The organism is Frateuria sp. YIM B11624 (assembly GCF_049727805.1).
In the GTDB taxonomy this organism is placed as follows: Bacteria; Pseudomonadota; Gammaproteobacteria; order Xanthomonadales; family Rhodanobacteraceae; genus Frateuria_A.
In genome coordinates, this window is the sequence record NZ_JBCNYA010000002.1 from 189,337 (window position 1) to 199,136 (window position 9,800).

The window sequence follows — 9,800 nt, forward strand, 5'->3', positions numbered from 1 at the left end:
GGCCCATCGAAGCCCGGGGCTGCCTGCGTCCGCCAAGGCCGGACGCGAGATGGAACGGCCGCGCCGATGAAGAACCACGTGCGCGACCTGCGAGGCGAGCAGGGCTGGTCGCAGGCAGACCTGGCCGAGCGGCTGGACGTCTCGCGTCAGACCATCAACGCGATCGAGACCGGCAAGTACGACCCGAGCCTGCCGCTGGCTTTCAAGATCGCGCGGCTGTTCGGGCGGCCGATCGAGACGATTTTCGAGCCGGACTGACGGACGGCGGAGAGGAATGTCATGCACAAGCTGTTCAAGCGATATGCACGCGCCATTTGGCTACCGGCGACAGTCCTGCTGGCGGTCGTCGTGGCGTTCGGCCTGCTGCAGCGGCATCTGCCGCCGGCCGGCAAGGTGATCGGCGTGGCGGTGCTGATGGTGTGCTACTGCTGGGTCGGCTGGGCCGAGTTCCGCCACCTGCAGGGCATGGACGAAATGCGCCGGCGAATCGAAATGGAAGCGATGGTGCTGGCCTTCATCGCCAGCGTTGGAGTGACTCTGGCGATGTTCTTCGTCAATGCGCTGAAGCTTGCGCGCGTGCCGTTCGACGTGGTGCCGGGAGTGCTGATCGGCTGTTACGTGCTGGCGGAGCTGTGGGCACGCCTGCGTTATCGCTACTGGTCGCTGTAGGAGGCGTGCATGAGCCGCAGGACTGCCATCATCGCCGCCGCACTGCTCGTGCTGATTGGCGCACGCATGCCCGTCTGGCGCGAGGCTGCCCGGGCGGGCGCGCCGGCACCGAACGCAAGCGGCGGGGACGATCCCGCGCACGACTGGAGCGTCGAGCGCACCGCCTGGCAACTGGCGCCGGCGCTCTCGCACCGGCTTGGACTGGTTCTGGTACTGGAAGGGAGTTGAGGACATGGCTTTGAAAGCGCGCACCGCGTTGCGCATTGTCGTGATCGCCGTCGGGCTCGGCCTGCTGGCATGGAACCAGTTCCGTCCGCACGGGCCTGCCGCCGCGGGAGAGGACGCCGCGGCCGACACCGCGCCGGCCGCGCCGCAGGCCGCGGCCAAGCCGCGCACCTGGAAACTCGGCCGGCTCACCCTGACCGCCTGCGAGCTGGGTCGTCCGGACAGCGGACTGAGCACCGCCGCCTGGTGCGCGCCGTTCGAGGTGCCGGAGAACCGCGCCGATCCGCACAGCCGCAAGATCACGCTGAATCTGGCGGTGGTCCGCTCCGAGGCGCAGGTGCCCGCCCAGGACATGCTGGTGTTCCTCGCCGGTGGCCCCGGCCAGGCCGCCACCGAGACCTGGCCGACGGTCGCCCCGGCGCTCGATCCGCTGCTGGCACATCGCAACGTGCTGCTGATCGACCAGCGTGGCACCGGCAAGTCCAATCCGCTGGACTGCAAGGCCGCCGACGAGCAGGACAAGGCCGCGCCGATCGCCGGTTTCGACCCCGACCGGCTGCGCACGCAGGTGGCGCAGTGCCTGAAGGAAGTCGAGGCCAAGGCCGATCCGCGCTACTACACCACCACCGCCGCGGTGGCCGACCTGGAAGATGCGCGGCAGGCGCTGGGCGCGCCGAGTTTCGACCTGATCGGCGTCTCCTACGGCACCCGCGTCGCGCAGCAGTACGCGATGCGCCATGGCGACGCCGTGCGCAGCATCGTGCTCGACGGCGTGGCGCCCAATTCGCTGGTGCTGGGCGAGGACTTCGCGCGCAACCTGGACGACGCGTTGAAGGCGCAGTTCGCCCGTTGCTCGGCGGAGCCCGCGTGCAAGGCGCGCTTCGGTGATCCGTACCAGACGCTCTACCAGCTGCGCGACGCGCTGCGCGCCAACCCGCACAAGGTCAGCTTCCGCGATCCGCAGAACTACCAGAGCGTCGAGCGCACCCTCAGCGACGACGCGCTGGCCAGCGTGGTCCGCCTGTTCGCCTACTCGCCGATCACCGCCGCATTGCTGCCGCTGTCGATCGACGCGGCGGCGCATGGCGACGTCGGCCCGCTGCTGGGACAGGCCAAGCTGATCAGCGGTGACCTGGGCGACAGCATGAACGGCGGCATGCAGTCCTCGGTGATCTGCAGCGAGGATGCCGACCTGCTCAAGCCCCGCCCGCAGGACGCCAATACCATCCTGGGCACGCGCATGATCGACACCCTGCAGACGGTGTGCTCGGTGTGGCCGCACGGCGACCGCCCGGCCGACTTCCACCAGCCGCTCAAGACATCCATCCCCACGCTGCTGCTCTCCGGCCAGTACGACCCGGTGACGCCGCCGCGCTACGGCGAGGAGGTGCTCGCGCACCTGTCCAACGCGCGCCACCTGGTGCTCAAGGGCCAGGGCCACAACGTCATCGGCGCCGGCTGCGCGCCCCAACTGGTGCAGCGCTTCATCAAGGATCTGGACCCGAAGAAGCTCGACGCCAGCTGCCTGGACCGCCTGCAACCGACCCCGCTGTTCATCGACTTCAACGGAGCGACCCCATGATCGAGGTCAAGGATCTGCACAAGGCGTTCGGCGCGGTGAAAGCCGTCGACGGCGTCAGCTTCGCCGCCCGCGACGGCGAGATCACCGGTCTGCTCGGCCCCAACGGCGCCGGCAAGACCACCACCCTGCGCATGCTCTACACGCTGATGAAGCCCGACCGCGGCCAGGTGCTGGTCGACGGCGTCGACGCGGCCACCGATGCGCTCACCGTGCGCCGCCACCTGGGCGTGCTGCCCGATGCGCGCGGGCTGTACAAGCGCCTGACCGCGCGCGAGAACATCGACTACTTCGCGCACCTGCAGGGGCTGCCGGACGACGAGGTGCGCAGCCGCCGCGAGGCGCTGATCGAGGCGCTGGACATGGCCGACATCGCCGACCGGCGCACCGAAGGCTTCTCGCAGGGCCAGCGGGTGAAGACCGCGATCGCCCGCGCGCTGGTGCACGACCCGCGCAACGTGATCCTGGACGAGCCGACCAACGGCCTGGACGTGATGGCCACCCGCGCGCTGCGCCAGTTCATGCTGAAGCTGAAAGCGGAGGGGCGCTGCGTGCTGTTCTCCAGCCACATCATGCAGGAGGTCGCAGCGCTGTGCGATCGCATCGTGGTGATCGCGCACGGCCGCGTGGTGGCCGACGAAACGCCGGACGCGCTGCGCGCGCAGACCGGCGAGGCGAACCTGGAGGAAGCCTTTGTGAAACTGATCGGCAGCGAAGAAGGACTGGCCGCATGAACAGGATGGACACTCACCCGCTGCGCCGCAGCCGCGCCTTCCTTACGGTGTTCTTCAAGGAAGTGCGCGAGAACCTGCGCGACCGCCGCACCCTCACCAGCGCCTTCCTCACCGGCCCGCTGCTGACGCCGCTCTTGTTCGTGATGCTGATCAGCTTCACCGTGAACCGCGAACTGGACAAGGCCGAGCAGCCGCTCAAGGTGCCGGTGATCGGCGCGCAGTACGCGCCCAACCTGGTCGGCGCGCTGAAGGCCGGCGGCGTGCTGCCGCAGCCGGCGGTCACCCATCCGGAAAAGGCCGTGCGCGATCAGGACGCCGACCTGGTGCTGCGCATTTCCGCCGCGTATCCGAAGGCCTGGCGCAAGGGCGAGCCGGTGCAGGTCGAACTGATCTACGACTCCTCCCAGCGCGATTCCAATACGCCGGTCGAACGGGTCACCAAGCTGGTGGAGACCTACTCCCGCCAGCAGGGCGCGATGCGGCTGGTGGCGCGCGGCCTGTCGCCGGCGCTCGCCTCGCCGGTGATCGTGGCCAAGCGCGACCAGGCCACCGCGCAGTCGCGCGCGGTGCTGATGTTCAACATGCTGCCCTACCTGTTCGTGCTGACGATCTTCGTCGGCGGCATGTACCTGGCGATCGACCTCACCGCGGGCGAACGCGAACGGCAATCGCTGGAGCCCTTGTTCGCCAATCCGGTGCCGCGCTGGAAGATCTTCCTGGGCAAGCTGGCGGCGATCTGCGCGTTCTCCACCGCGAGCCTGGTGATTTGCCTGGTCGCCTTCGGCGTGGTCGGCCGCTTCATCCCCACCGAGAAGCTCGGCATGGAGCTGGACCTGGGCTGGTCGTTCGCGCTGCACGTGCTGCTGCTGCAACTGCCGCTGATCGTGCTGCTGGGCGCGCTGCAGTCGATGGTGGCCGCCTTCGCCAAGAGCTACCGCGAGGCGCAGACCTACCTCTCGCTGCTGCTGATGCTGCCGCTCATCCCCAGCGTCGCGTTGATGGCGATGCCGATCAAGCCGCAGGACTGGATGTACGCCGTGCCGCTGCTGGGCCAGCACCTGGGCATCCTCGACCTGGTGCGCGGCGAGGGCGTGGGCCACGTGCCGCTGCTGCTGTGCCTGGCCGGTACTTCGCTGCTCGCGCTGATCGTCGCGCTGGTGACCATGCAGCTCTACCGTTCCGAGCGGCTGGCGATTTCGGGCTGAAGGCGATTGGGAAAGTCCCGCGAAGGGGTCGTCCTGCGCATCCGGTCCAAAAGCGCCCCCATCCGCCTGTCGGCACCTTCCCCCGCGTTTGCGGGGGAAGGCACGGATACGTGGCATCAAGGCTTCGATCCTTCCCCCGTTCACGGGGGAAGGTGCCCGCAGGGCGGATGGGGGAAGTCTTGCCGGAAGCCTACTGCCCAGTCGCACTACTCGCTGGCGCTGGCAGCGGCGACACCGGCGTCCTGTCCTCCGGCCGACGCACCAGCTTGCCCTGCTTGAACAGCTCGGCGGCCACCTGGTAGTAGGCGGTGGCGTCGTCGATGTCCTCCGGGTCGCGCGGATGCGCCGGCGATGCATCGCCGGTGGCGAAGTCGGGACGGAACTGCTCGACCTTCTTCTGCGGTTCCAGGATGGTCAGCCGACCATCGCGCAGGTAGCCGAGTTTCTCGTAGGTGGCGGGGAACGCCCGCTCGCGCCCCGGCGGCAGCTTGAAGATGTCGTAGCCGAAGAAGCGGCTGCGATAGCTGAAGTCGAGCAGGCCCAGCAGGGTCGGCGGGATGTCGATCTGGCTCATGAACCGGTCCACGCGCCGTGGTGCGATGTGCCTGGGCGCATAGATCCACAGCGGGATGTGGTAGCGGTTGACCGGCAGGCTGGTCTTGCCCGCGCTGGAGGCATCGTGGTCGGCGGTGATCACGAACACGGTGTCGTCGAAATAGGGCTTCTTGAGCGCTCGCTCGATGAAATCGGCGATCGACCAGTCGGTATAGGCCACCGCGCCCTCGCGGGTGCCGTTGCGCTCCTTCACGCGCCCGGCCGGAAAGGTGAACGGGCGGTGGTTGGAGGTGGTCATGATGTGCAGGAAGAACGGCTTGCCCTGGCCGTGGATCCTGTCCATCTGGCCCAGCGCCAGCGTGTACAGGTCCTCGTCGGCCACGCCCCACACGTTCTCGCTGTGGATGACCGCGTCCTTGGGAATGTCCTTGCGGTCCACCGGGACGTACCCGTTGTGGCCGAAGAAGTAGTTCATGTTGTCGAAGTAGCCGTAGCCGCCGTAGAGGAACTCGGACACGTAGCCGCGATCGTTGAAGATGTCCGCCAGCGAGAACAGGTTCTCGTTGTGGTGCATCTTGATCACCGAATCGCCCGGCGTCGGCGGAATCGACAGCGACAGCGCCTCCAGCCCGCGCACGGTGCGCGTGCCGTTGGCGTACACGTTGTCGAAGAACAGGCTGTCGTTGGCCAGCGCGTCCAGGTGCGGGGTGATTTCGCCGTGGCTGGCACCGAAGGTCTTGAGGAAGTCGGCCGACAGGCTCTCCACGCTGATCAGCACCACGTTGAGGTGCTTTTCCGGGCCCGGGTTGCGGATCGCGCGCGTGAGGTCGTGCGGGTCGGTGCTGACGTACGTCGCATCCGGCGTCTGCAGGCCCCTGCGCACGCGTTCGAAGGCGGCGTCGTCAGGCAGGGTGCGGTAGAAACGCGAGTAGTCCAGGTGGCTGCTGCGGAAGGCGGCGAAGAACTGGTAGATGCCGTTGCCGGCCAGCTCGTTGACGTAGGCGTCGTCGCTGTGGTCCTTCATCGTGCCGTTGACCGCCAGCACCGACACCACGGTGAGCACCAGCCAGCCCAGCACCACCTTGCCGCGGCCCAGGAAGCGGCTGCCGTCGTCGCGCGTGCGCAGCCAGCGCCGGCTCAGCCACACGATGACCAGCGCCAGCAGGCCGATCAGGCTCATCCACAGGCCGATCGGGTAGGACTCGCGGATGTTGCCGATCACCTCGGTGGTGTAGACCAGGTAGTCGACCGCGATGAAGTTGAAGCGCACACCGAACTCGCCCCAGAACACGAACTCCGAAGCGGCGACGAACAGCAGCCAGTACATGAGCAGCAGCGCCAGCAGGTACAGCGCCCACTGTCCTGCGCGCAACACGTAGGCCCGCTGCGGCACCAGCCACAGGAACAGGAGCAGCGGCCAGGCCACGTACAGCAGCGTGACCAGGTCGTAGCAGGCGCCGATGCCGAAGGCGTACAGCCAGTACAGCGGATTGAGCGGCACCCCGGAGCCGGTCATCGCCAGCAGCACGATGCGGGTGGCCGCGCCGATCAGCAGGTAGGTGACACCCAGCCACCACAAGGGGCGGAAGCGCTGGCGCAGCGGCTGGTCGGGCGTGGCGGACAAGGACATGGCAACCCCTGGCGGGTTCGGACGCAGCAGCACTTTATACAGGGCGGGGCTTGGTTGGTGCTTAGGGTGCGCGATCTCCCGCTCTTGGCGCCCTCTCCTGGCTGGGGTGAGGGGGCAAGGCTTGCGAGAAGCTGCAGCGCCGCTGCCGCAGCGTCGCTCTCTAAATGAAGTTCCGGGCGAGCCCCGGCCCCTCACCCCAACCCTCTCCCCAAAGGGGAGAGGGAGCTCAGGCAGCCGGCTTGGGCACGGCCGCGATGGCAGCAATGCGCGCCTTGTCCATCGCTTCGCCGATCGCCGGTCCGGCCAGCCCGCGCGCCACGAATTCGGCCGCGCTCACGGTGGCCGCGGCTTCCCGCGTCGCGCGCAGGAAATCCGCCTGCGGATAGGCCGCTTCCGCGCTCCCCAGTCGACCGCGCTTGTCCGCCTCGCAGGCGGTGAGGAACGCCTCGAGCCGCTGCGGCCGGCGCAGCGCGTCGAGCTTCGTCAGCAGGCGCAGCACGGTGGCAGGTTTCAGCTTCAGCGCGCGGTGCGCATTGAGATGCTCGCGGCAGACCAGTTCGGCCAGCGCCGCATGCTCGGCCGGCACCTTCAGTCGCGCGGCCAGCGCGCGCAGCGGCTCGACGCCGGCGTGTTCGTGGCCGATGTGGCCCGGCAGCACGTCGGCCGGCGTGCGCGCCTTGCCCAGGTCGTGGCAGAGCGCGCAGAAGCCCACCAGGTCGTCGCCGGGGGCAAGCCGCGCGGCCATGTCCAGCACCAGCTCGAGATGTACGCCGGTGTCGACCTCCGGGTGGTACTCAGGCCGCTGCGGCACGCCGTAGAGCGCGTCAACTTCGGGAAACAGCACCGCCAGCGCGCCGGCCTCGCGCAGCACGCGCACGAAGGCCGAGGGCTGCGCCTCGGCCAGCGCGCGGCGGGTCTCGGCCCACACGCGCTCGGGCACCAGGTGGTCGACCTCGCCGTCGACGACCATGGCGCGCATCAGTGCCATGGTCTCGTCGGCGACGCGGAAGCCCAGCGGCGCGAAGCGTGCGGCGAAACGTGCCACCCGCAGCAGGCGCACCGGGTCTTCCACGAACGCGGGCGACACGTGCCGCAGCACGCGCTGTTCGAGGTCGCGCTGGCCGTGGAACGGGTCGACCAGCCCGCCATGCTCGTCCTGCGCGATCGCGTTGATGGTGAGGTCGCGCCGCGCCAAGTCCTCTTCCAGCGTCACGCCCGGATCGGCGTGGAAGGCGAAGCCGTGGTAGCCATGGCCGGTCTTGCGCTCGGTGCGCGCCAGCGCGTACTCCTCGCCGCTGTCCGGGTGCAGGAACACCGGGAAATCCTTGCCGACCGGCTTGAAGCCCCGTGCCAGCATTTCCCCGGGCGTGGCGCCGACCACCACGTGGTCGCGGTCGACCACCGGCCGCCCGAGCAGCCGGTCGCGCACCGCACCACCGACCAGGTAACGGCGCATGTCAGCGCGACGTACCCGCCACCGCGCTCGAGGCGGAGGCCGGTGCGGAAGTGGTGGGACAGGTGACGTCCCGGCGCGGCGTATGGACGTCTGGAAGGCCATACGGCTGGCCGACCGCCGGCATCCGCGAGGCCAGCGGCAGGGCCTTGCCGGACAGGCGCCAGTCGTAGATCACGGCGAAGGCCATCACGCGGGCCACGTAGTCGCGGGTCTCATGGTAGGGAATGGTCGCCACGAACAGGTCCGGCGGCAAGCTGCCGCGCTGGTCCAGCCACTGGTCGACCTTGTTCGGGCCGGCGTTGTAGGCGGCGCTCGCCAGCCAGGGCGCGCCGCCGTAGCGTGCGGCCATCTGCGCCAGGTAGCGCGTGCCCAGCATGATGTTGACCACCGGATCGTACAGCGACTGGCCGCCGCTCCAGGCCAGCCCGTTCTTCCTGGCGACCTGCGCGGCGGTGGCCGGCACGAGCTGCATCAGCCCGCGCGCGTCGGCGCCGGAGTGTGCGTCGCTCATCCAGGCGCTCTCGGCGCGGGCGATCGCGTAGGCCCAGGATGGGTCGATGCCGGCCTGCTGTGCCTGCGGCACCACGCCGTCCTGGCTGGCCAGCGGGAAGCGCTGGTCGTAGTAGCGCAAGGCATCGCCGCTGGAGTAGGCGAACACGGCGCGGTCGTACCACTGGCGCTCGTAGGCCAGTCGTGCGGCCAGTTGCAGGGTGGCCGCGTCGGCGCCGTCCAGTGCGCGCGACCACTCGCGGCGGGCCCGTTGCGGCAGGTCCACGGCGAACAGTTCGAAGGCACGCTGCAGCCCGGGCCTGGCGAGCAGCGCCTGCTCGCGCTGCGGGTCGTCCGGCGGGTCGAGCGGGCAGATCGCATAGTCGCCCCGCACGCGATCGGCGGCGAGGAAGCCGTAGTAGGTCGGCTCCTGCGCCAGCTTGCCGTACAGCGCGTCGGCCTGGGTTGCCTGGCCGGTGGCGGCGAGCGCGCGGGCGCGGAAGTAGCGCCACTCGTCCTCGTCCTGCTGACCGGCCGGCATGGCGTCGATGGCGGCCAGCACGGCGGGCCAGTCCTGCCGCGCCAGCGCCACGCGGGCGCGCCATTCGCGGCTGCTGTCGGTCTGCGCCTCGGTGGGCAGCGCGGCGAGGCGGACGAGGGCGTGCTCGTCGAAGTCGGTCGCGTGGTACAGCGCGAGTGCGTAGAGCACGCCGTCGCGCTGCGCGGGCGTGAAGGTGAAGCGCGGACGCAGGCGCTGCCAGCCGGCGTCGGCGGCGTCGGTGTCGCGCCGGGCCACGCGCTGCAGGGCGAGCGCGGCGGCCTGGCGGTGGCGCGGCGTGTCCGGCCAGTTCACCGCGTCGGCGACGGCCGCGGCCGGGTCGCGCAGGGCCTGCGCCAGGCGGGCGGCCGCCTTGGTTTCCTCGCCGGGCAGCCAGGGCGCCAGCGCGGCGACGGTGCCGCCCTGGCCAGCGTCGAGCGCGCGGTCGATGCGCGTCCACAGCCGCGCGTCGGTGAGCAGGCCGGCATCGTGCGCAGCGGCGAGCACCGGGTCGCAGGCATTGGGCAGGCTGGGCTTGGTCCACAGCGTGGCGAGGTCGCGCTCGAAGTCGAGCGTGCCACCCTGCGCCAGCTTCGCCTGCAGCGCGTCGCAGGCGAGCGCATCACCCAGACCGGGTGTGTAGAGCGCGAGGAAGTCGTCCCAGCGCTGCTGGCGCGCCTGGCTGCGCAGCCAGGCGCGGCGCAGGTCGGCGGACGGCGG

At 69.8% G+C, this 9,800-nt stretch carries 9 protein-coding genes; 6 read left to right on the plus strand and 3 right to left on the minus strand.

Annotated elements, in window-relative coordinates; translation table 11 throughout:
• Positions 1–66: 66 nt before the first annotated feature.
• The 6 genes from AAIL17_RS01860 to AAIL17_RS01885 are packed head-to-tail and all read left to right on the plus strand — an operon-like array spanning position 67 to position 4,412.
• Positions 67–258, plus strand: a complete 192-nt coding sequence (locus AAIL17_RS01860) for a helix-turn-helix transcriptional regulator (protein WP_424681103.1) — start codon at positions 67–69, stop codon at positions 256–258.
• A gap of 21 nt (positions 259–279) precedes the next feature.
• Positions 280–669, plus strand: a complete 390-nt coding sequence (locus AAIL17_RS01865; protein WP_424681104.1) for a hypothetical protein — start codon at positions 280–282, stop codon at positions 667–669.
• A 9-nt stretch (positions 670–678) separates the two neighbouring features.
• Entirely contained in the window at positions 679–897 is a 219-nt protein-coding gene (locus AAIL17_RS01870; protein WP_424681105.1) for a hypothetical protein, read from the plus strand.
• A 4-nt stretch (positions 898–901) separates the two neighbouring features.
• Entirely contained in the window at positions 902–2,476 is a 1,575-nt protein-coding gene (locus tag AAIL17_RS01875) for an alpha/beta hydrolase (protein ID WP_424681106.1), read from the plus strand.
• A complete protein-coding gene (locus AAIL17_RS01880) occupies positions 2,473–3,207 on the plus strand; it encodes an ATP-binding cassette domain-containing protein (protein WP_424681107.1) in 735 nt (244 codons plus the stop codon). The genes AAIL17_RS01875 and AAIL17_RS01880 overlap by 4 nt, the downstream gene beginning before the upstream one ends.
• Positions 3,204–4,412 (plus strand): ABC transporter permease, encoded by a 1,209-nt coding sequence (locus AAIL17_RS01885; protein WP_424681108.1) that lies wholly within the window; start codon positions 3,204–3,206, stop codon positions 4,410–4,412. Before AAIL17_RS01880 ends, AAIL17_RS01885 begins: the two co-directional genes overlap by 4 nt.
• A 190-nt stretch (positions 4,413–4,602) precedes the next feature.
• On the opposite strand, the gene AAIL17_RS01890 is transcribed toward AAIL17_RS01885, so the two are convergent.
• The 3 genes from AAIL17_RS01890 to AAIL17_RS01900 form a co-directional block, all read right to left on the minus strand.
• The gene (locus AAIL17_RS01890; RefSeq protein ID WP_424681109.1) at positions 4,603–6,597 is read right to left on the minus strand and encodes an LTA synthase family protein; all 1,995 of its coding nucleotides are present in this window, start codon (positions 6,595–6,597) and stop codon (positions 4,603–4,605) included.
• A 226-nt stretch (positions 6,598–6,823) separates the two neighbouring features.
• Complete coding sequence (locus tag AAIL17_RS01895) at positions 6,824–8,053, minus strand: multifunctional CCA addition/repair protein (protein ID WP_424681110.1); 1,230 nt, start codon at positions 8,051–8,053, stop codon at positions 6,824–6,826.
• 1 nt (position 8,054) lies between these two features.
• Positions 8,055–9,800 (minus strand): transglycosylase SLT domain-containing protein (locus AAIL17_RS01900; protein ID WP_424681111.1); only part of this gene is annotated, 1,746 nt, incomplete at its 5' end.

Bases quoted from the DNA above. Each gene is read 5' to 3' on its own strand.
- AAIL17_RS01870 (WP_424681105.1), top strand. From the start codon at position 679: ATGAGCCGCAGGACTGCCATCATCGCCGCCGCACTGCTCGTGCTGATT.
- AAIL17_RS01885 (WP_424681108.1), top strand. From the start codon at position 3,204: ATGAACAGGATGGACACTCACCCGCTGCGCCGCAGCCGCGCCTTCCTT.
- AAIL17_RS01860 (WP_424681103.1), top strand. From the start codon at position 67: ATGAAGAACCACGTGCGCGACCTGCGAGGCGAGCAGGGCTGGTCGCAG.
- AAIL17_RS01875 (WP_424681106.1), top strand. From the start codon at position 902: ATGGCTTTGAAAGCGCGCACCGCGTTGCGCATTGTCGTGATCGCCGTC.
- AAIL17_RS01890 (WP_424681109.1), bottom strand. From the start codon at position 6,597: ATGTCCTTGTCCGCCACGCCCGACCAGCCGCTGCGCCAGCGCTTCCGC.
- AAIL17_RS01880 (WP_424681107.1), top strand. From the start codon at position 2,473: ATGATCGAGGTCAAGGATCTGCACAAGGCGTTCGGCGCGGTGAAAGCC.
- AAIL17_RS01865 (WP_424681104.1), top strand. From the start codon at position 280: ATGCACAAGCTGTTCAAGCGATATGCACGCGCCATTTGGCTACCGGCG.
- AAIL17_RS01895 (WP_424681110.1), bottom strand. From the start codon at position 8,053: ATGCGCCGTTACCTGGTCGGTGGTGCGGTGCGCGACCGGCTGCTCGGG.